Below are 20,920 nucleotides of genomic sequence, written 5' to 3'. Positions count from 1 at the left end.
GCGGACACGGGGATAGGACCCGATAGAGTGCTTCACCTGGGAAGTGCCTCCGGCGGTGGCAGGAACAAGGACCTCGACAATCCTCATTCTTGCTGGTCAGAGGCACTTTCTGCTTTCCTGACCGCCTGCCGGACAGCTCGCTTCGTGAAAGCGCGAGGCTAAGACGCACTCTGGGCCTGCGTCAGTCACAACGAGACGCCCCCGAAGGAAGTTCTGTCACCAGACGCACCCAGCCGCTGGTGCACAGGCCAATCGCCAAAAGGATGGCGGCGGCGCGCGTCACGACTGGTTCGACGAGCCCAAGGCCGCGGCCAGGTACCCCACTCCAGCTCGGGCAGTCACGTTGAGGCCCCCTCGTGACCGCAGGGGACCTCCGAGATTGCCCGTATTTCCCTCGGACTCGCCCCTGTATGTACCGGCGTGTGCCATGCTGCCCGCGGGGACGTACCCGACAGCCGGGTCAACTGGGTTCGTAGGCATGGGGGTTACGAGACTCGAGCCCGGCACGCCATGTTCTCCTACTTCCGGTTGGCCAGCCTGTCGACATCGGCCGTACTCGTCTTCAACATGCCGACCAGCCGACCCGATGAGGGAGACGTGACCGCAACCGTAACTTTGAGTGCGGCATTGACCGCCATGCTACTTAGCGAACTGGCGTTCGATACAGATGATACGGCGTTCTGGCGCCGCTGGCTCGGCTGGTGGGGCTACGTCTGGCGTCGTGCGTTGCTCGCCCTCGTACCGGTTTTTGTCGCACTGTTGGTGTGCCAGGCAGTCTCCACCAACGTCGGCATAGCCCAGCAGCTAGCGGAGGGGCTGGCTGCGGGCGTGACGGCCTCGGCGCTGCTGCGCGCCGACGCGCGTACCCGGGTGCGGGCCGGCCACGTTCCCGAGGCCGCACAGGCCGCCTCGGTGCTTTCCTGGATTTACCGGCAGGCGTGCCGACGCTTCGACGCACGTGCACGCCGGGCCATCGAAGTGTTCGTGTTCTCGCTGCGCATGGCCGGGCCCGGTGGCTTGAAGGGACTCCTGTTGACCGCGGAGGAGGTCGAAGGCGCCCTCAGCAAGGACCTGGGCGGGACGCACTCCGTCAAAGAGCGCAAGGCTCTTCAGGACAGGTTGGACTCGCTCAGGGCGCAGATGGACCTGGTGATCGACCCCTTCGCAAATGACCGTGCCCGCAGGAGGGCCGGCACCGTACTCGCCGAGTCGATAGTCGACGAGTTGGCGCAGCGCCGGTGGAGTAGGCCGTCCAACAACAACGAGACGAAGGAGGGCCGGTGACGGACACCGTCTCCCAGCAGACCCAGTTCGCCGTCGACTGCGCCACCATCACGAGGCTGCTGAAGACCCAGGACGGCACCGAAGTCCTCACGTCGGGCGAGGAGGAGAGCCTCGCCGTCGCGCTGGCCAACGTGACAACAACCCTGCCACGACTACTCGGCCAACGGGTCCGGGAAGCGGGACGGGACCCCGAGGATGTCGCGCAGGAGGCGTTCGAAAGGTTCGTCAAAGCCGTACGCGCTGATCGGGTTGACGAGCACCATTCCCCGGCCGGCTACCTCGTCACCATCGCCATGAACATCGTCCGGGACGGCGTGAGGGGCCCAGAGACCGTCCCTCTTGCGGACTCCGCCGTTCCCTGGGAGGTCGACGATGACCAGGTCACCCGTTTGCTCGACTCGCTCGCCTCCGCCGCGACAATCCGCCAAGCGCTTGAGCGCGCCAGCGACGACCGGATGGTTCTGGAGGTGGTGTCCGCCTGGCTCGACCTCGCGCACCTCAGCGGCAAGCCGCCGACGAGCCGTGAGGTCGCCCTGCGTATCGGAATCAGCAAGACGACGGTCGCCAACGCGCTCGCACGGTTCCGGAAGCACCTTTAGAACCTCGGTTGATTCCCATCCGGATCTCAAAAACGGTGGCCACAGGACGACCGTTTTCCGTACTCGTCAGTGGGCCCGTCTCGGGGCCGACGAATCGAACCACGGTGGGGACAGTGAGAGGTGCCTAATGGAACGGTTTGACAGCACATCAAGCGTAGATCGCCCCGACAGTGCGGCGGAACTCGACGAACTGATCCAGGCTGTGCCTCAAAGGCTCGCCGACTTTCTCGCTCAACTCGCCTACCTGACCCGTACCGGACAGCGGCTCGCCCTCGACACGCTGGGACCAGGCTCCCGACTGGTACTGGAGGCTCTGCGTCTGGTGGAGACCGGGCCATCCCGCGGGCTGACCGAACGCGGCCGGCTCCTGTCCGAGCGACTGGTGAGTGAGTGGCCGGAGGGAACCTCTGCTGTCACGCCCAGCGGGTGGTCCGGCGGGCGGCTCCGGCGTATCGCCCGTGTCGTACCGGCCGGAGACCACACGCTCGCGGCTGCCGCCACCGACCAGGAGCAGCAGGGCGAGAACCGCTTCGTCACCTACAGCCTCGCGCCGGACTCCGGAACGGCCGAAGCCACGGTCGAGGTCTTCCGCGCTGGTGGAGATTACCTGCTCTGGCAGCGGAGCGGCACCCACGACGTGGTGGTGGTGGAGTCGATGGAAGCCCTGCCGAGGAACGAGGAGCCTTACATCCTCGCAAACCCCGACGCCGAGCCCCCTTCGATTCTGTTGCGCGACAAACTTGGCTTGGGTAGGAGGGACGATGCCTGACGGGACACTTCCTGGGATGTGGCGGCGGCAATGGGAACGCGCACTGCACCTGCAGACCGCCCTCCTGCAACTGGACTTCAGCGTCGACGAGGTGTCGGTCCGCGAGAGTGAGAACGCCCCCGACACCGCGACCAAGGGACTTTCCCGGCTTTCGAGAGATCTGCGTGAGGTCGTGAGTGCCTTCCAGAACCTCAAGGAGGACAGCACAGCGGGGTTGCGCCGCGTCCCCTCCTGGCTGGGTCCGACAGGAGACGGCACGGTGGGCGAACCCGGTGGCCTGGGCCTGCTCCGCCGGCGACTGACATCAGGGACACCGGTGTGGGACGAGATTCTCCAGCGCTTGAAGGCCGGCCCTGAATGGTTCCTGCTGATGATGCTGGAGCGGGAATGGACCGACCTGACGCGCGGTGACGCATCGCAGAGTCCGGCCGCTGCAGAGCCGACGGTGCCCGATCCGGAGCCGGACAGTGAGATCACCGTGGTCTTTCCCATGGTGCACAGCCGTGGCTCTGGATTCCTGGTGGAAATGGTGCTCCGCCCCCGCGACACCGCCGGCCCGGCGCCGGCTGCGAACCACCAGCCGACAGCGAAGTTCAGTCAGGCTGTGGGAGCTGCCTGCCGCGCTGCACTCAAATTCGCCGAGGGAGTAGGCGTACCTCAGGAGAACATTGAGCGCTGGCAGCAGTACGACGTCACATTCGACGGGATTCCTCCGTCTATCCGACCAGACGACACTTCGGCCAGCGCACCGACCGCAGTCGCGCTCACTGCTCGTCTGCTGGGTCTCCCCTCCCCCAGGCAACTCGTCACTGGTGAGATCCGGGACGACGGTACCCTGGGCAGTCTGCCGACAGACGGGCAGCTCGTCGCCAAGAAGCGAGCTGCGCGCGAGCACGACTTGGACCTGCTGCCGCTGCTCCAGTCCTGGCAACTGCCCGACATCGGTGTTCAGTTGTGGGGGCCATCCTGGTACGACGCGTTGTCGCGTGCCGCACAGTGCGGACTACGCCACCTCGAGCACGAGGTATGCACGGTCACGGACGTGCGGAACGTAGCTACGGACGACGACTGGGACTTCACACCGGTCAGGCTGGAGGTTGTCGACGACATCCTCGTACGTGTCAAAGCCGGCGCACCGGCCATCGTGGTGGGCGGCCCTCGGTCGTCGGCACGAACGACTGCCGCCAGGCAGGCGGCATTGACATGGGCCACAGAACACGGGACACCCGTTGTTGAAATCAGGCTGAACGACGGCACTCTGCCGACGGCGGACGTTCTGCAGCACGTCATCGGTCTCGCCAGGTACGCGCAGCAGATTCGGCCCGGCACCCCTGCCCTTGTGATCCTGGAAGACCTCATACCCTACGAGGACTCCGCAGATCTCGACGCGGTGCTTCCGTCGGCAGCCGAACAGACCTCCTCTACCATCATCGCCGTCTGCCTGTATTTAGGTGGAAATAGATGGCAAACCAACGGGCTGGCTACCGTGCCCAGCCTGTACCGCCCCGATGATCTGCGGAAGTTCAGCAAACAGTTTGCGCGTCTGAACGACCTGAGCCAGGACGACTCGAGTCTTTCCATCGCCCTCAGGAGCTCTGACGGCGACATCTGGTGGCTGGTGCGTCTGCTTCGAAAAGGGTGGCAGTTGTCCGACCCGGGAAGCGGCGATCGGCCTGCGACGCTCGCCCGGGCAGCGACGGCGATCACCCCCGCCGAACGCACGGAGACACAGGGTGGCACACCGCCACGTGGCGAGGCGGACACGTTCACCGCAGTCCGACGTGCCTACGTTCGGCGGGCACACAACCGGGCCACCCGCAAGTGGCTGAAGCAGATGAAGACGGTCGCCGCTGCCAGCCTGCTGCGGATCTCCGTACCCGAGGCCTTTCTCGGCGGCATGCCCGCCGACCGGCTCATGCGCGCCGGAGCACAGCGCGATCGCATGGGGCGCTGGTACATCTACCGCAGCGCTACCTGCCGTGCGCTGCTTGCCTCCGAGGAGGGGATGACCGACCCCACGGAGCGCGAATGGAAGCGGACCGCTGACGCCCAATACGAGGCGCTGGCAGAGCTGATCCGCGAGCAACCACGGGTCTACGACGAGGTGTTGACACGCTTCATCACCGGACTGCTCAAAGCGGCAAAGACCATGGACGACGGTCTGCATCTACGCCTCCTCGAGGTGTCGTACCCGACACTGGCGCTCATTGCGGCGGACGCCCCTCCGGCGGTGGTGGCGAACGCCTTGCTCGCCTGCGGATCCGATGGGCCGGACAAAGAACGCCAGCGGCTGTTCGAGACGCTTATCCGCTGTATCTTCGCCGCCGGCTGGCAGGCTATGAACCCCCGCCAGGCGGGCACCTGCCTGCGCGCCATCCGCTCATATCGCGATTTCGCTGACTGGGGGATCCGCCGGAAGTACCAGGAGGTACTGGAACAGCTCAGCCGAGGTATGCGGAGGGTATTGGTCCGTACCGACCCCGTGCAGGGCCTTTTCTTCGTACAGGAACTTGGCCGCCTGTGGGAGGAGACGACCAGGAGGGAGATCCTGGCCTTGGCGGTGGGGGCCACCACGCGTTGCGACCCGAGGCAGGTGGAGCACTATCGCGCGGTGGTGAGACTCGTGGATGCGTCGATGAAATACGGCGACGACCGTGGAGCGGTGGTCAACCAGTTCGTACGGGCATCCGGTGTGAAGCGCCTTCTCACCGCGGAGACCCCGAACGACGCCGGACTCGTCTTCGCGCGTGCCGCTCTCCGTCTTCTGCTCGATCGCCCGGCAGGCACGACGGACCAACTCCGGCGGTGGGGCGCGGAAGCGGCCAGGTCCCTGAACAGTTCATTGCCGACCAGCGTCATTATCGGTCTTTCGCAGCTGGAACAGATCGACCTGAGCGCTGCCCGAATTATCGTCCAGGCCTCCGAAATGGATACGTGGCTCAGGACGACCCTGCGCCGCACGGAACCGGACGGACTCACCCCTTGGCACGTGGCCCAGCTCGTACGCCGGCTCGGCAGGGTCGACACGCACACCGTCCTGCGGATCCTGTACCGGCCGGGCAGAGAGGCGACGACCAATCAGGAGACCCTCGACGCGCTTGTGCACAGAGTCATCGAAATGGGCGACCTCAAGGGTGTCGGCCATGTGGTATCGGCCGTCGCCTCGGTAGACATGCTCTGGGGGCCCGGCGGTCCGGACAGCGCCGCCGCCCGCCTGTGTGCCCGCCTGGAGGAGTTCGTCAACAAGTCGCTTCAGCACGAGAACCGTGGAAGTGTCGTACTGGCGGTTGTCAGCGCACTGCTGGAAGCGAACATCCCGCCGGTGACACTGAGGGCGCTTCTTCATCGCTGTGCCGACGTAGTAGTGACCGAAATCCGGGACAGCCAGAAGGAGCACGGTCCTCGGCTGGCGCTCCTCCTTGGGCAGCACCCAACGGTGGGACCGGTCTTCCTCGACTTGCTCGCCGACAGGATCCAGGACAAACAGCTCCTGGACCGCATGACGCGCAGTTACTCGCTTGATGCGCGCGGGGCATACATGGATCTGGCACGTGCCCTGCATCGGACCATGGACGACAAGTTCGTCGACAGCTTCCTGGATCAGGACTGGCTGGAGCAGTCGAAGCCGGAGCTGCGGGGCGGCAGCGTGCTCAAGTCTCTTATTGCCTTGCGCGCCTTCACCCGACTGCTGCGAGACATGGGGATCGTTCTCCAAGACCGGGAAGAAGGGGTACTGCGAGCTGTCGACAGCAGCACCAAATGGTGGGCGGAGCGACTCAAGCGGTTGTACCACCCAGGGCAGTGGAGCCAGGCTCTGCACATACTGCACCAACTCGCTCCGGAGTTTGCCGTCGACTGCCTGCGGGAGCTCGACGCTCTGTACCGGCCGGAGACCAAGTACGGCGGCAGGCTGTCCGTCCGTCAAGCCTTGGTTACCGAAACCCGTCTGGAGGGGGGCCAGGACCATGAAATCCCGAAGGGTCCATCGCCCGCCCGGATAGCCATGCTGCAACGACGGCGAGCGGCAGTGGTCCCGCCTCACCGTGGGTTGGCGGGACTCGCCGAGCGTCGCTTCATCCAGCCCGCGGAGACCGTGGAACTGATCTACGCCGTCCGGACCATCGACGGGGAGACGGGCCGAAGCATGGGCACCGCCGTGTCCAACGGAGAAAACTGGGAGCGTCGGATACGCGCACTGCTCGACACCGATGAACCGGAACAACTAGGCATCCAGCTACGGATGATGGCGGACACCAGACTTCACCTTCCCAAACTCCACCGGGACAGGCTTTTCAGGAGGTGGCAGGCCGAGGCACGCGATTTCCGCTCCCCGGCTACCGCACAGAGCCTGATCTGCGGTTTCGCCGCGTCAGGGGAAGACGGTCCGGCGCTGGCTGAACGACTCGCCGGCAGCCTCGACCTGGGCGGTATCGCCTCCCGGCTCGGCCGTGGCCTGTCGCGTGACCTGGCCATGGCACCCGCCTTCATCCGGGCTCTTGACATATGGGGACCTGCCGGCAGCGCCGACAGCATGGCTGCTGCTCTTCCCGTGGATGCGGTGGCGCGTGTCGAGGTGGCGGACGCGGTCAATTTGCTGCTGGCACTCATGGAAACGCGCCCCAATACGTTCGAGAGCCATATCAAGGCCGCCGCCGACGCCCTGTCAAACCAGGTGAGCCGACATTACGTCCGTGACCCCGAAGCTCACTGGCGAGAGGTCGGCTGGCTCATCCGCATCACACGTGAGGCGGGCGGCAGCGTACCCGACCCCGACGCCATTCTCGACCGCATCGCCGTCGACTGCCGCCGCCCGGAGATCGCGGCGTGGGTGGAGGGTTGCCTCGGCCGGTTCCCGGACCCTGAGTGCTGGCTCCTGGATGATGCCGCTGCCTGGACCGAGCCAGCCCGGCTCCTTGTCCACTCCGAGCTTGCTCCGCCCGAAACCCCGCCTCCCGGCCGACTCAACACTTTGTTGCGCCGCGCCTCCCTGCGCTGGCAGGTTCAACTCCTCCACAGAGCAGTCCAAGATGCCGAACTACGCAGCGCGTTCGCCGAGGATGATCTCGAGGAGCTCACGAAACTGGGCGAGTACCAACTGACCATCGGCCGCCCCTCCGGGACCATCCTGCTGCGCGCCGTGGAGGAGGTTGCCAGGGCGCACTCAGAGGGACACTGATGCCTGTGTGCAGACCAGCAGGGGGCCCTGGGTTTGCGGCACCTGGAACCCTGGAACGGGAACCGGACCACACCGGCGTCTGGTCAGACGTCGATGAGAAGGCTCAGCGGACGCTGACGTCCAGCGCCCCGAGTCCCGCCCGCCGTACGGCGATCGACCCGAACGGCGTGCGCAGCCGCAGCCAGGCCCCCGAGGAGAGCAGCACGGCCTCGTCGGCCGGACGCAGGAAACGCAGCGACTGGGCCGCGTGCACGGCCCGTACCGGAAGCCGGGTGCCGCCCACGGTCCGGGACCAGATGTCCCGCCCGATCCGGTCGAGTTCGGCCCGGGTGCGGCTCTGGGGCGCCAACTCCGCGGTACGGGACCGGAATTCACCCACCGCGGCCGCCACGGTGGCCTGCAGCGCCTGCGGCGCGGGCAGTCCCGGCTCCGCCTGCCAGCCACCGCGCGGCGGCAGCACACCCGCCCACGGCGGCCCGGTGACCGCCTGCGGCACCCCGGCCGTGGCCGCCCGCTCGTCCACGGACTCCAGCAACTCCCCCGCGGAGACGGTCACATCGAGCGTGACGTCGAGGCCCCGTTCGTACGGCTTGGCGAGCCGGACCGCGCGGATCGCCAGCACCTCGAAGGACGGCGGACGCCCGAAGACGGCCAGCGCGGTGCCGGCCGCCTGGAGGCGTACCGCGGCCGACCGGTCGTAGTGCAGCAGCCGGGAGAGGAAGGCCGCGAGATCCGCCGCCTCCCCCTCGTCAGCCAGGTGGAGCACCGTCATGCGGCGACGGCCTCCTCCTTGTCGTCCCGGTACTCCTCCAGGAAGTCCCGCTCGTCGGCGGTGATCCGGCGCGGCCGGCCCGTCTCGAAGTCGAAGGGAACGACCACCGTGGAGGCGCGTACGTAGATCGTGTCGTCGTCCTTCACCTCATAGGTGATGGTGAAGGAGGCGGCCCGGATCTCGGTGATCCACAGCTCGATGTCCACCGGGTGGTGCCGGTGGACGAGCTGCCGCTTGTAGTCGATCTCGTGGCGGGCCACCACCGACCCCTGCTTGAAATCCTTTTCCGGACGGAACAGGAAGTCGATGCGGGCTTCCTCCAGGTAGCGGATGAAGACCACGTTGTTGACATGGCCGTACGCGTCCATGTCGGACCAGCGCAGGGGGCAGCGGTAGTGGTGACGCAAGTGTGATCAGCCCCGGGTCAGCTTCTTGTAGGTGGCACGGTGCGGACGCGCGGCGTCCGGGCCGAGCCGCTCGATCTTGTTCTTCTCGTACGACTCGAAGTTGCCCTCGAACCAGAACCACTTGGACTCGCCCTCGTAGGCGAGGATGTGGGTGGCCACCCGGTCCAGGAACCAGCGGTCGTGGGAGACGACCACGGCGCACCCGGGGAACTCCAGCAGCGCGTTCTCGAGGGAGGACAGGGTCTCCACGTCGAGGTCGTTGGTGGGCTCGTCGAGGAGCAGCAGGTTGCCGCCCTGCTTGAGGGTGAGCGCGAGGTTGAGGCGGTTGCGCTCACCGCCGGAGAGCACGCCGGTCGGCTTCTGCTGGTCCGGGCCCTTGAACCCGAAGGCCGACACGTACGCGCGGCTCGGCATCTCGACCTGGCCGACGTTGATGTAGTCGAGCCCGTCGGACACGACCTCCCACAGCGTCTTCTTCGGGTCGAGGTTGGACCGGCCCTGGTCGACGTAGGAGATCTTGACGGTCTCCCCGACCTTGATGTCACCGGCGTCCGGCGTCTCCAGGCCCTGGATCATCTTGAACAGGGTGGTCTTGCCGGCGCCGTTGGGGCCGATGACCCCGACGATCCCGTTCCGGGGCAGCGTGAACGACAGCCCGTCGACGAGGACCTTCTCCCCGAAGGCCTTGTTCAGCTTGTCGACCTCGACGACGACGTTGCCCAGGCGCGGACCCGGCGGGATCTGGATCTCCTCGAAGTCCAGCTTCCGCATCTTGTCGGCCTCGGCGGCCATCTCCTCGTACCGCGCCAGACGGGCCTTGGACTTGGCCTGCCGCCCCTTGGCGTTGGAGCGGACCCAGTCCAGCTCCTCCTTGAGGCGCTTCTGCCGCTTGGCGTCCTTCTGGCCCTCGACCTTGAGACGGGTCGCCTTGGTCTCCAGGTAGGTGGAGTAGTTGCCCTCGTACGGGTAGGCACGCCCGCGGTCGAGCTCGAGGATCCACTCGGCGACGTTGTCGAGGAAGTACCGGTCGTGGGTGATGGCCACGACGGTACCCGCGTACTTGGCGAGGTGCTGCTCCAGCCAGTTCACCGACTCGGCGTCGAGGTGGTTGGTGGGCTCGTCGAGGAGCAGCAGGTCGGGGGCCTCCAGCAGAAGCTTGCACAGCGCCACGCGGCGCCGCTCGCCACCGGAGAGCGTGGTGACGGGCCAGTCGCCGGGCGGGCACCCGAGCGCGTCCATCGCCTGCTCCAGCTGGGCGTCGAGGTCCCAGGCGTTCGCGTGGTCCAGCTCCTCCTGGAGCTTGCCCATCTCGTCGAGCAGCGCGTCCGAGTAGTCGGTCGCCATCAGCTCGGCGATCTCGTTGAACCGGTCGAGCTTGCCCTTGATCTCGGCGACGCCCTCCTGGACGTTCTCCAGGACGCTCTTGTCCTCGGTGAGCGTGGGCTCCTGCATGAGGATGCCGACGCTGTAACCGGGCGAGATGAAGGCGTCACCGTTGGACGGCTGCTCCAGCCCCGCCATGATCTTCAGCACGGTCGACTTACCGGCGCCGTTCGGGCCGACGACGCCGATCTTCGCCCCCGGCAGGAAGCTCAGGGTGACATCGTCGAGGATCACCTTGTCGCCGTGCGCTTTGCGCGCCTTGCGCATGGTGTAAATGAACTCAGCCAAGAGAAACCGTCCGGCAGCTTGAATCTGGCAGTGGGCAGATACACCCCATCTTGCCTGACGTCCAGCGTTGAGTGTTAACCCGTTTGGCGTGGACCCTTTGACCTGGGGTTTTACCGCTTCGGGGTGTGGTTTGTCCGTCACTGTCGGTCGCCGCCGGGTGGCCTCGGGCGCCCTGCGTTGCCGGAGACGGCTCGAAGACTTCACTCGAACCGGCCCCCACCATCCTCTTCTGACCTTCACCTGATGGTCGTCACCTGTGACCTCCCCGCCAAGCGGGCCCTGGGCAGCCGACGCTGTGCCGGTTGCCGCCCGGGGCTGAAAGCACCCGTCGGCGGGCAAGCGCTGGAGCACGGCAAGGCGTAGGCGCGCCACGCTGCACCGGTGCGCAACCCTCACTCGTACAAGCTGATGTCGCCCTCGGGCGACCCTGTGGCGAACAACGTGCTGCCGTCGGCACGTACGAGTACTTCGATGTCGGTTCCAGCCCACGGGGTCCCGATCAACTCGCCGGTTGCCGCCTCCCACTCACGGACCATGCCGTCGCTCCCCGAGGTGAACAGCCGCGCGGCACCATCCACCACAGCCGGGGCCACCTTTGGGTACTCCGAGCCCAGCGATATCGGCTCCCCGACCGGTTCACCGGTTGACGCATCCCAGCGCCACAAGGTGCTGTCGGAGTCCGTGGCGACGAGGAGGGTGGGGCCCGCCGGCAGGACCAGCGAGGTGATCTGGCTGATCCTGGCACTGGCTCCGGTGAGGGGCCTCCCGATCCGCTCGCCGGTCTCGGGGTCCCATCGCAAGACGACCCCATTCTCGTCACCTGATGCGATTACCCCAGTGCCGTCCAGCCCTGGGATGGCTGTCACGGCCATGACGCAGCCTCGGTGCCCCGTCAGAGGTGCGCCCAGCGGCTCGCCGCTCATGGCGTCCCAGCGGAAGACCCGATGGTTGTGACCGGCGCCGGCGAAGAACCGGCGCCCACCCGGCAACAGGCCAGCGGCGACGTCCCAGACGGTCCCCACCTGTTCCATGTAGGGGCTGGACAGTTCCTCGCCGGTCAAGGCGTCCAGGCGCTCGACTCCGTCCTCACCCGCCGAGGCCAGTACCGCGCCGCCGCCGGGTGGACACGTGACAGCCCTGCCGGGGCCACCGCCCGCGTAGAATTCGACGGACCACACCTCGCGCCCGGTCTCCGGGTCCCACCGAGAACATCGGGATCCGCCGTGGGAGGACGACAACACCACCAGTCGGCCTTCGGCAGTTTCGGCGAGCAGGGGCCAGGCGCCGTAGGTTCTGCCGGTTTTGATGACCTGAATGTGCGACGTACGGATCGGCTGGGGCTTCACACCCCAACGGTAAATCCCCCGCGCAGAAGGCGATCTCAACCGTGTCGACCAGCCGCGTCGTCCTGCATCTGCCGCTGTCGCACGAACTCGGCGGCCCATCCGTGCCCGGCGGCGGCGAACCGCCCGGACCACTTACGGCCGGGGCTCACTGGGTCAGCGGTTCCATACCGCGGCTCCTGTCACGCCAGTGGCAGTGTCAGTGGGATCGCACAAAATACGCGCCATGAGTGATCACTACGAAGTCGTCTTCTCGTGCTTCCTCCGCAGCGACACTCCGGCTTCCGTGCTGGAGGCACTGCGTTGGCATGTGGGCATGGAGGACAACCGCCCGCATGACCTGGATCGGGGAGATCATCCTTACCCGTCGCTCCTCCCCGGCGGCCGCCGCCTGCCCGGCGGGGACATCGTGTGCCTTCGTCGCACGGTTCAGGAGCTGACGGCATCGGGGGAACCCCACGCCTGGGAACTGTTCGTCCGTATGGAATGGATCGACGACCTCACGCTCCAGCTTGATGCGCTGCTGGAGTTGATCGCGCCGCACGTCGCACAGCAGGGCTACGGCGGCCACATACGCGACGAGTACGCCCTGGACGTGAAGACCTTCAATTTCCACGACGGCACCTATGACCGCATCGAGCTCTGAGCACAGGGGCCGTCGGGGGAATCAGCCGCGGTCGGGCACAGGCTTCTGGAGGGCTCGGTGGAGGAGGACGGCTGTCGCCGCCGCCGCGGTCACGGCTCCGGCCGTGCGGTAGGCGTGGGAGGAGCGCCAGGAGAGGACCGACCAGCGGGACTGGGCCGACAGGACGGATCCCGTGCTCAGCCATGAGCCCGCCGAGATCAGCGACAGCGCCGAGCCGATCGAGCCCACCGAGAGGGCGCTGCCGATCGAGCCGACGGACAGGGCCGAGCCGACCGACCCGATGGACAGGACGGATCCCACCGAGCCGATCGACAGGACCGAGTCCTGGGACCACAGGGAGAGCACCGAAGGCGACTTGGTCATGGGGTCATACTGCCCTGCGCGGCCCTGCGGCGGGGGTCAGTCGCCCGTCGGATTCTCCCTGCGGCGCAGGATCACCAGGACCGCGCCGCCGATCACCACCAGGCCGATGGCCACGCCGGTGATCACACCGGTCGCGGAGTCGCCGCCGGTCGCGGCGAGGTTGACGTCGGAGGCGGTGCCGCCGACCGAGGCGGGGCTGGGCTCGCTGAGGGTCTGGGTGGTGAGCCCGCTCTCGGCGGCCTGGGTCTTGCAGTCGAAGACGCCGGTGAAGCGCCGTTCGAGGCCGTTGGCGCCGGTGATCGTGAAGTCGTAGACCTGGTCCTCCTGGAGCGGGATGGTCACCGTCCGCGAGGTGTTCGCGGGGACGGTGTGCTCGGTGTCCATCAGCTCGAAGGTGAACGGCTGGTCGCCGGTGTTGGCCGCGGTGATGTCCACGCCGCCCGCGGCGCAGTTCTTCTCGGCCGACAGTGCCGGTATCGCGCCCTGCTCCGCCCAGGTCGCGTTCGCGGTCGCGGCCACCGTGGACTCGCTGGAGCCGGCCAGGATCTGCGTCTGGCTGCGGCTCTCCGAGGTGAAGGCGCGGCCGACCGGGACGGTGGTCGACGCCTGCACGGTGAGTTCGGCGGACGCGTCCGTGGCGTCGTCGGGGACCTTGAAGTACAGCTCGCCGCCGTCCTGGGCCGTGGTGACCGGCCTGCCGCTCCGGTCGGTGATCCGTACGCCGCTCAGGGCCGCGTCGGCGGGCGGGACCACGGTGACGGTGCGCGCGTTGGTGTGGACCTCGACCGGGCCCAGCAGGTCGCCCGGCCGGCCGGAGACCGCGGGCGGGTCCAGGGTCAGCGAGGCTTCCGGCTCCGACTGGCCGCGGGCGTTCCTCTCCAGGTAGTCGGCGAGCTTCTCGGCCTGCGGGTCCACCGCGTCGACGTCCGCGCCGTCGGAGTAGCGCCAGATCGCCACCTGGGTGCCGGCCGCAGCGTCCTGTTCGGTGAGGGTGCCCACCCCGGCCTCGCGGGCGAGCGAGGCGAGATCGTTGACCTGCGGGTAGGAGTTCTGCAGGATCCAGCGGATCTTGCCGGCGTTCGTGTTGGCGCCCAGTGAGGTGCCGCTCCAGGCCGTCTCGTGGTACTTGGCGTCCCGCTGGGTGGGGTTGTGGAGGTCGACGCAGTACGTCTGGAGGGTGCCGCCGCCGTCCACGGACATCTCGAACAGGCCCGCGGCCACCTGCTCGTCGCCGCTGTCGCCGTGCACGACGGCCTCGCCGTAGGTCTTCAGGCCGCCTATGGTGGCCGTCGCCCCGCTCTGGCTCTGCCCGGTGCCGTCGTCGGCCGCGGCCCGGCCCGCGCCGGTCAGCACGGCGGCGGCCACCAGCCCGGACGCCAGTGCGGCGGCGGCGAGGCGGGTCACGCCTCTCGCGGGCACGGACATACCGGAGTGCCTGGCGGACGCACCGGGCGCCGAGGGACCAGAGAACGCAGCGAGCACAGAATTCCCCTTCGAGCAGGACCCCTTGACCGCGGGGGGTGGTCCCACCAGCAGAATCGGCTACCCCAGGGGCCACGCCCGGCATCCTATGGATCAGCCGGACCGCTCAATCCCGGTGAGATGGTCGGATGAGCGATCCGATCCGTAATCGTTATCGCCTGGTGCCGGATGAGCGGCGGTTGTCGACAAATCCATCTGATTGTCGGGGTGGGCACTTGCAAGTACCCTCGTCGACAGACCGTCAAGGTGTCTTTGCTGAGCCGCAGTTCGGGTGGGCTATGCCGAACAGGCCTTCGTCCGAGGCGATTTCATGGCACCGTCACCGGTTCCGGCTGTTGCCGTGCGGGAGTGCCGGGGGACTCCCGCGGGGTCTCCCAGTCCGGCTCCGGGCAGGGTGGCGCCGGTGCCGCCGTATCCGGCCTCCCGGCCCTCCGGAAGGCGGCCGTACCGCGTGCCAGGTCGTGGCCGATCGCCACCGCGTCGATGTCGGCGGAGGTCCACTGCTGGCCCTCCCGGGACTCGGTGCGCACCTTCAGCCGCCCCTGCACGACGACCGGGTCACCGACGGACAGCGAGGCCGCCGCGTTGGTGGCGAGCTGCCGGTTCGCCCACACCGTGAAGAAGTTGGTGTGGCCGTCCGTCCAGGTGTTCTTCTCGCGGTCCCAGTAACGCGAGGTCACCGCCAGCCGGAAGCGCGCCGACGGTCCCGCCGCCAACTCCCGGTAGACCGGCTGCGTCGCCACGTTTCCCACCGCGCAGACCAACGTCTCGTTCATCACGAACCCCTCCCTCGCCCGGCCGCCGGGGCCGGGGCGGATCCGCCTACGGGCCCGTCCCGTACGGCTGTGTCCATCGCGGCGGCCGCCTTCGTGGCGATCGCCGCGGGACCCAGACTGCCGTCGCCGGGCCGGACCCGCTGAGCGCTGTGGACCACCGACGGCCTGGGGAAAACCGCGCCACCCGGACGGGTGACCCGCATCCGCCAGGACGCACCTCACCCGTCACGGACCAACGGTCTGCTGACCGGCGACCGGTGGACCCCACCCCACCCCGGGCCCGCGCACAGCGGCCGTCGTCACCCCACCCCGGCGCCGGTCCGCGTCACCCTGCCGTACTGCTCCCGCACCTCCTGGTAGCGCAGCAGCTCCGCCGCCACCGGATCCAGCACCCGGGCCCGGCCGCACCCGGCCGCCGCCTCCCGCAGCCTGCGTTCCGCCTCCAGGCCGTACCGCCGCGCCGGTCCCCGGGCCGCGATCCGGCAGCCCCACTCGACCAGCGGCCCGCCGACGATCCCGGCGACCATCAGAAGCACCGGCACGCCCAGGTTGGGCGCCATCACCCCGGCGATCTGCCCGACCAGCCACAGTCCACCGACCACCTGGAGAAGCGTCATCGCGGCCTGGGCCAGCACCGCCACCGGCCACCAGCCCGGCCGCGGCGGCCGCCCCGGTGGCAGCCCGGCCTGGGCGGCCAGGCCGTCGAGCGTCTCCGACAGCCCCTGCGAGCCGCGCACGGCCGCCTCCCGCACCGCCAGCGCCCAGGGCGCGGGCAGGCCTGCCGAGGCCCGGTCGGAGACCGTGCGCACCGCCTGCTCGACGCGCTGCCGTGCGGTGGCCTCCTCCTCCGGCTGGGCTTGCTGCAGGCGCCCCGTGGGCTGCTGCTCGCCGCGCCCCTTGTGCCAGCGCCACAGCCGCAGCCAGGGGGTACCGCAGGCCCGGTTGGCATTGCGCAGCCAGGCGCGTTCGGCGGCCTCGCCGGCGGCGGTGGCACCCACCGCGTCGGCGAGCCGGCCGGCGAAGTCGTCGCGCGCCTCCTCGCTGAGTCCGGGGAGGTGCCCGGTGGCGTACACCGGCCGCAGCCGGGCCGCGGCGGCGTCGACGTCGGCGGCGACCCGGCGGGCCGCCGCGCCCCGCTCGGAGACGAACTGACCGAGGGACTCACGCAGTTCGCCGATGCCGTCGCCGGTGAGCGCGGACAGCGCGAGCACCGTGGCGCCCGGTTCGCCGTACTCGCCGAGCGCGACGCCGTCCTCGTCGAGCACCCGGCGCAGATCGTCCAGGACCAGGTCGGCGGCCTCGCCGGGGAGCCGGTCGGTCTGGTTGAGGACGATGAACATGACCTCCGCGTGCCCGGACAGGGGCCGCAGATAGCGCTCGTGGAGCACCGCGTCGGCGTACTTCTCGGGGTCGACGACCCAGATCACCGCGTCCACCAGCTTCAGGATCCGGTCGACGTGGTCGCGGTGCTGGACCACGGCCGAGTCGTGGTCGGGCAGGTCGATCAGGATCAGCCCGCGCAGTTGCGCGTCCGCCTCCGGGTTGTGTACGGGGCGGCGGCGCAGCCGGCCCGGGATGCCGAGCCGGTCGATGAGGGCCGCACTGCCGTCGCTCCAGCTGCACGCGATGGGCGCGGCGGTGGTCGGACGCCGTACGCCGGTCTCCGAGATGGCGACTCCGGCGAGCGCGTTGAACAGCTGTGACTTGCCGCTTCCGGTGGCACCGGCGATGGCGACGACGGTGTGCTGGCCGGAGAGCCGGCGCCGGGCGGCGGCCTCGTCCAGGACCCGTCCGGCCTCGGAGAGGGTCTGGCTGTCGAGGCGGGTGCGGGACAGGCCGACGAGTTCGCGCAGCGCGTCGAGGCGGGCGCGCAGCCGGCCTTCGTACGCCAGCGGGGCGGGGGGCGGGGCGCCCGGGCCCCGGGTCTCCGGGACGGGGACGGCCGGTCTGGCGGTCTCGGTGACCCGGCGGGCGATGAGACCGTCGTCCCAGACGTCCTCGTCGGCGGCCTGGCCGTCGTCACCCGGCTCCAGCGGCTCCCGCCGTTCCGCCTGCTCCCGCCGCTCCGGCTCCGCCTGCTCCCGCACGCGCGCGTGCGGGACGGTCTCGGTGTCGCTCTCCGCGGCGCCCTCGGCACAAGCCGCCGGCGCCGCCGCGGTGCCGTCCCGCCGGTCCTCGGCCCTCTCCGGTACGGGGTCCTTCGCGAGGCGCGGCGACGAGGCACCCGTACGGTCCTTCACGGCGCCCGGCGGGCGATCCGGCGCGGAGCCGGTCCCCGCGCCCGTCCCCGCGCCCATCGCCGGACCCGTTGCCGAGTCCCGCCCCGGGACCTTCCGCGAGTCCCTCCCCGAATCCTTGACCGACTCCATGACGGTGCCTTTCGCGGTGTCCTTCGCAGCGGCCTTCACCGGGTCGGGACCAGCGTCGCGGGCGCGGTCCGGCACGGACTCCCGGCCCGGCTGCCGCCTCGCCTGTGGTCCCGGCTCCCGTCCCGGCTCCCGTCCCGCGTCCGGCGCGGCGTCCGGCGCGGGCACGGCGCCTTCGAGGTCACCGGAACAGCCACCGGTGATGTCACCCGGTCGGTCGCCTGTGCAGTCACCGGTGTGATCCGTGCGTTCCATGCGATCCGTGTGGTCGTGGTCAGTGACGGCGGTCACCGGTCACCTCTCCTTCTGGAGGACGGACAGGGCGGCGATGAGTTCGGCCTGGGGCTCGGGGTGGACGTCCAGGGCGTCCAACGGGGCGAGCCGGCGTTCGCGTTCGGTGTGCATGACGCGGTCCACGTGCTCCCCGAGCAGTCGTCCCGCCCGGTCGCGCAGCCGGAGCGCGCCGTGGGCGCCGATGCGTTCGGCGAGCCGCTCCCCCGCCGCCCGGGTGCGGCGCCCGCCGAGCAGCGCGGTGGCCACCAGGGCGGCGACCGCCTCGGAGTCCGGCGCGACACTGCGGTCCAGCTCGCGCACCTCGTCGTCGGCGTACTCCTCCAGCTCGCGCCGCCAGCGCCGGACGGCGAGGCCGATGCGGTGCTCGGCGCTCTCCAGGGAGGGGTCGCGGTCGGTGAGTCCGGGGGCGGTGGAGGCGGGCTCACGGCGCCAGGAGTCGTCGATGCGTTCGTCGGCGGCGGTGACGGCGCACAGCAGCAGCGCGGCGAGGCCCTCCACCAGGGCGTCGAGGAGTTCGCCTGCGGCGCAGTCGACGGGGAAGGCGCGCCAGCGCTTGAGGGCGTCACCGGCGAGGACGGTGCCGTTCTGCAGCCGGCCGCGCACGCGCGCGTGCTCGCTGTCGTAGGCCGTCTCGACGGCGGAGTTCAGCCGCAGGGCCGCGGCGTACTGGGCGGCGGCGGCGCCGGCCAGCTCGGGCAGCCGGGCCTTGAGGGAGTCGAGGACGCCGTGGGCGGTGCGGGCCACGGTCTGGCGGCGGGCGCCGGGGTCCTGGGCCTGCTGCAGGAGCCAGGCGCGCAGCGGGGCGACGGCGGTGGCCGGCAGCAGCCCGCCGCCCCACGCGGACTCGGGCAGCTCGGGCACCGTGAACCGGGGCACCTCGCCGAGCCCGGCCTTGGTGAGAAGGGCGCCGTACTGCCGGGAGACCTCGGAGACGACCGTGTGCGGGACCCGGTCGAGGACGGTCACCAGGGTGGCGTCGTACTCCTTGGCGGTGCGCAGCAGATGCCAGGGGATGGCGTCGGCGTACCGCGCGGCCGTCGTGACCATCACCCAGATGTCGGCGGCACAGATGAGCTCGGCCGCGAGAAAACGGTTGTCGACGATCAGGGAGTCGATGTCGGGGGCGTCGAGGAGGGCGAGTCCGCGCGGGAGGCTGTCGACGGTCTCGACACGCAGCACGCGTCCGGGATTCTCGCCGGGGAGGAGGGGGTCGTCGCCGGGCTCCTGGTGCGGCACCCACACGCGTGTGAGGTCGGGCAGCACGCGCATGCCGCTGAACCAGTGATGGTCCTCCGGATGACAGACCAGGACCGGTGTGCGGGTGGTGGGCCGCAGCACACCCGCCTCACTGACGCGGCGGCCCACCAGGGAGTTCACGAGGGTCGACTTGCCGGCACCGGTCGATCCGCCCACGACGGCCAGAAGCGGCGCGTCGGGCTCTTTGAGCCGGGGCACCAGATAGTCGTCGAGCTGGGCGAGCAGTTCGTCGCGATTGGCACGCGCGCGTGCGGCCCCCGCCAGGGGCAACGGAAAGCGTGCGGCGGCGACACGGTCGCGCAGAGCGGAGAGTGTGTCGAGCAGCTGGGGCCGTACGTCCAAGGTCACCACATGCGAAGAATGCCCAATTTTAGGGGAATTCTGAAGCATATAGACATGTCTGCGCGCCGACAGAACACAACGGGCGGAAGGGACGACTGGGACGGAGGCACAGTCCAGGCATAACGAGTGCACAACACCCGGTGCGTCGGGCGCCAAAAGCGATGCACGATTCGTACCTGCCTGCGATTATCAGGACCGCTTCACCGAACCTCCACATTGAGCCACGGAGGCGAAGCAACCGGGACGAGGACCGGGGAGTTCTATCCTTGTCCCCGGCAACGTCACGGACCGGCCCGACCGGGGCAGTACGTACGAGGCCAGCACAGCCGGCCCCCGTAGCTCAGTGGATAGAGCAGGCGCCTTCTAAGCGCTTGGCCGCAGGTTCGAGTCCTGCCGGGGGCGCCCACTCCGCAACCGTCCGCCTTCACGGGAAACCGCAGGCCGTGCCGGGTTCCGGAGGCGTTCGGGCAGGGCCTCGCCGATCACGGGCGCGGGCGCCGGGGGCAGCCGAGAAAGGCTCGTAGTCGACGCCGCGCGCGACCAACCGGCCACCGCGTTCAGGACAGCGGACCCTCCTCGCAGACCCGGCGGGCGACCTCGCGGAGCTTGATGTTGTTCTCCTGCGAGTAGCGGCGCAGTACACCGAAGGCCTGCTCCTCGGTGAGGTGGTGGCCGCCCATCAGGATGCCCATGGCCTCGCCGATCACGTGCCGGGTGGTGACGGCGTGTTCCAGCTGGGCCTGGGTACGGGCGCTGGAGAAGGCGACCGCGGCGTGGGAGGCCAGCAGCCAGCCGGCCAGTTCACTGGCTTCGGTGAAGGCGCCGGGCCGGCGGGAGTAGACGTTCAGCGCGCCGAGTTCCTCGTCCTCGGTGTACAGCAGGAAGCCCATCATGCTGCCCACGCCCAGCCGGTGGGCGGCGGGGGCGTATTCGGGCCAGCGGGGCTGCTCCCGGGTGAAGTCCCGGATGCGGAACACCCGCTCGTCGTTCTCCGCCCGTGCGACGTCGAAGCACGGACCTTCGCCCAGCCGCTCCTGGAGCCGGTCGCTGTCGACGACCAGCTGGTCGGTCGGGGCGAGCGTCCGGACCTCCTTGCCGCCGTGCAGCACCAGGTTCCCGGCCGCGTCGCAGCCCTCCACCAGCTCGGTGGCCGATTCGGTGATCCGGGCCAGCGTGGCGTCGACCGACTCCTGTGCCAGCAGATCCCGCGCCATCGACGCCAGCTGCTGAGCGAACCCGGCCCAGTCCATTCGCGTCCGCCGCCTCTCGGTCCGTCCGGCTCTCAGCATGCCACGGGACGGGCTCCGGCCTCGGAGGAACCAGGATCCTGACATCGTTGTCAGAAGTCTCCTGTGCCGTCGGGTGCGAGATGC

At 69.2% G+C, this 20,920-nt stretch carries 15 protein-coding genes and 1 tRNA gene; 6 read left to right on the top strand and 10 right to left on the bottom strand.

All coding sequences use genetic code 11. The annotated features are described in order from the left end of the window. The first annotated feature begins 510 nt into the window (after positions 1–510). The 4 genes from ACFXI4_RS43935 to ACFXI4_RS43920 all read left to right on the top strand — a co-directional run bounded on the left by ACFXI4_RS43935 (position 511) and on the right by ACFXI4_RS43920 (position 7,828). Positions 511–1,284, top strand: a complete 774-nt coding sequence (locus ACFXI4_RS43935) for a hypothetical protein (RefSeq protein WP_385003132.1) — start codon at positions 511–513, stop codon at positions 1,282–1,284. Beyond that, positions 1,281–1,883 (top strand): RNA polymerase sigma factor, encoded by a 603-nt coding sequence (locus ACFXI4_RS43930; protein ID WP_385003129.1) that lies wholly within the window; start codon positions 1,281–1,283, stop codon positions 1,881–1,883. The genes ACFXI4_RS43935 and ACFXI4_RS43930 overlap by 4 nt, the downstream gene beginning before the upstream one ends. A 127-nt stretch (positions 1,884–2,010) precedes the next feature. After that, entirely contained in the window at positions 2,011–2,652 is a 642-nt protein-coding gene (locus ACFXI4_RS43925; protein ID WP_385003126.1) for a hypothetical protein, read from the top strand. Then, on the top strand, positions 2,645–7,828 hold the full coding sequence (locus ACFXI4_RS43920; protein WP_385003123.1) for a hypothetical protein: 5,184 nt from the start codon (positions 2,645–2,647) through the stop codon (positions 7,826–7,828). Before ACFXI4_RS43925 ends, ACFXI4_RS43920 begins: the two co-directional genes overlap by 8 nt. A 103-nt stretch (positions 7,829–7,931) precedes the next feature. On the opposite strand, the gene ACFXI4_RS43915 is transcribed toward ACFXI4_RS43920, so the two are convergent. From ACFXI4_RS43915 to ACFXI4_RS43900, 4 genes are all read right to left on the bottom strand, one after another. Next, positions 7,932–8,600, bottom strand: coding sequence for a hypothetical protein (locus ACFXI4_RS43915; RefSeq protein ID WP_385003120.1), 669 nt, complete (start codon positions 8,598–8,600; stop codon positions 7,932–7,934). Next, a complete protein-coding gene (locus ACFXI4_RS43910; RefSeq protein WP_351935378.1) occupies positions 8,597–9,007 on the bottom strand; it encodes a thioesterase family protein in 411 nt (136 codons plus the stop codon). The genes ACFXI4_RS43915 and ACFXI4_RS43910 overlap by 4 nt, the downstream gene beginning before the upstream one ends. 6 nt (positions 9,008–9,013) lie before the next feature. Further along, positions 9,014–10,678, bottom strand: coding sequence for an energy-dependent translational throttle protein EttA (gene ettA / locus ACFXI4_RS43905; RefSeq protein WP_362720282.1), 1,665 nt, complete (start codon positions 10,676–10,678; stop codon positions 9,014–9,016). 392 nt (positions 10,679–11,070) lie between these two features. Next, the gene (locus ACFXI4_RS43900; protein WP_385003116.1) at positions 11,071–12,123 is read right to left on the bottom strand and encodes a WD40 repeat domain-containing protein; all 1,053 of its coding nucleotides are present in this window, start codon (positions 12,121–12,123) and stop codon (positions 11,071–11,073) included. Positions 12,124–12,247: 124 nt separating this feature from the next. On the opposite strand from ACFXI4_RS43900, the gene ACFXI4_RS43895 reads away from it, so the two are divergent. Next, on the top strand, positions 12,248–12,667 hold the full coding sequence (locus ACFXI4_RS43895) for a hypothetical protein (RefSeq protein ID WP_385003113.1): 420 nt from the start codon (positions 12,248–12,250) through the stop codon (positions 12,665–12,667). Between the two features lie 21 nt (positions 12,668–12,688). Here ACFXI4_RS43895 and ACFXI4_RS43890 read toward each other — a convergent pair whose 3' ends face one another. The 5 genes from ACFXI4_RS43890 to ACFXI4_RS43870 all read right to left on the bottom strand — a co-directional run bounded on the left by ACFXI4_RS43890 (position 12,689) and on the right by ACFXI4_RS43870 (position 19,556). Continuing rightward, a complete protein-coding gene (locus ACFXI4_RS43890; RefSeq protein WP_385003110.1) occupies positions 12,689–13,030 on the bottom strand; it encodes a hypothetical protein in 342 nt (113 codons plus the stop codon). Positions 13,031–13,066: 36 nt separating this feature from the next. Further along, positions 13,067–14,455, bottom strand: coding sequence for a Cys-Gln thioester bond-forming surface protein (locus ACFXI4_RS43885; protein ID WP_385003107.1), 1,389 nt, complete (start codon positions 14,453–14,455; stop codon positions 13,067–13,069). A gap of 365 nt (positions 14,456–14,820) precedes the next feature. After that, entirely contained in the window at positions 14,821–15,288 is a 468-nt protein-coding gene (locus tag ACFXI4_RS43880; RefSeq protein WP_385003104.1) for a single-stranded DNA-binding protein, read from the bottom strand. A gap of 299 nt (positions 15,289–15,587) precedes the next feature. Further along, complete coding sequence (locus tag ACFXI4_RS43875) at positions 15,588–17,657, bottom strand: GTPase (RefSeq protein ID WP_385003135.1); 2,070 nt, start codon at positions 17,655–17,657, stop codon at positions 15,588–15,590. Between the two features lie 291 nt (positions 17,658–17,948). Next, positions 17,949–19,556 (bottom strand): dynamin family protein, encoded by a 1,608-nt coding sequence (locus tag ACFXI4_RS43870; RefSeq protein WP_385003101.1) that lies wholly within the window; start codon positions 19,554–19,556, stop codon positions 17,949–17,951. Between the two features lie 320 nt (positions 19,557–19,876). Between ACFXI4_RS43870 and ACFXI4_RS43865 the strand changes: the two genes are divergently transcribed. Continuing rightward, positions 19,877–19,949: transfer RNA gene (locus tag ACFXI4_RS43865), tRNA-Arg, on the top strand. Positions 19,950–20,104: 155 nt separating this feature from the next. On the opposite strand, the gene ACFXI4_RS43860 is transcribed toward ACFXI4_RS43865, so the two are convergent. Continuing rightward, on the bottom strand, positions 20,105–20,797 hold the full coding sequence (locus ACFXI4_RS43860) for a GAF and ANTAR domain-containing protein (RefSeq protein WP_385003098.1): 693 nt from the start codon (positions 20,795–20,797) through the stop codon (positions 20,105–20,107). Positions 20,798–20,920: the final 123 nt, after the last annotated feature.

It is taken from the genome of Streptomyces sp. NPDC059224, assembly GCF_042754285.1.
In the GTDB taxonomy this organism is placed as follows: domain Bacteria; phylum Actinomycetota; class Actinomycetes; order Streptomycetales; family Streptomycetaceae; genus Streptomyces.
This window is presented reverse-complemented; position numbering and strand designations above follow the sequence as displayed.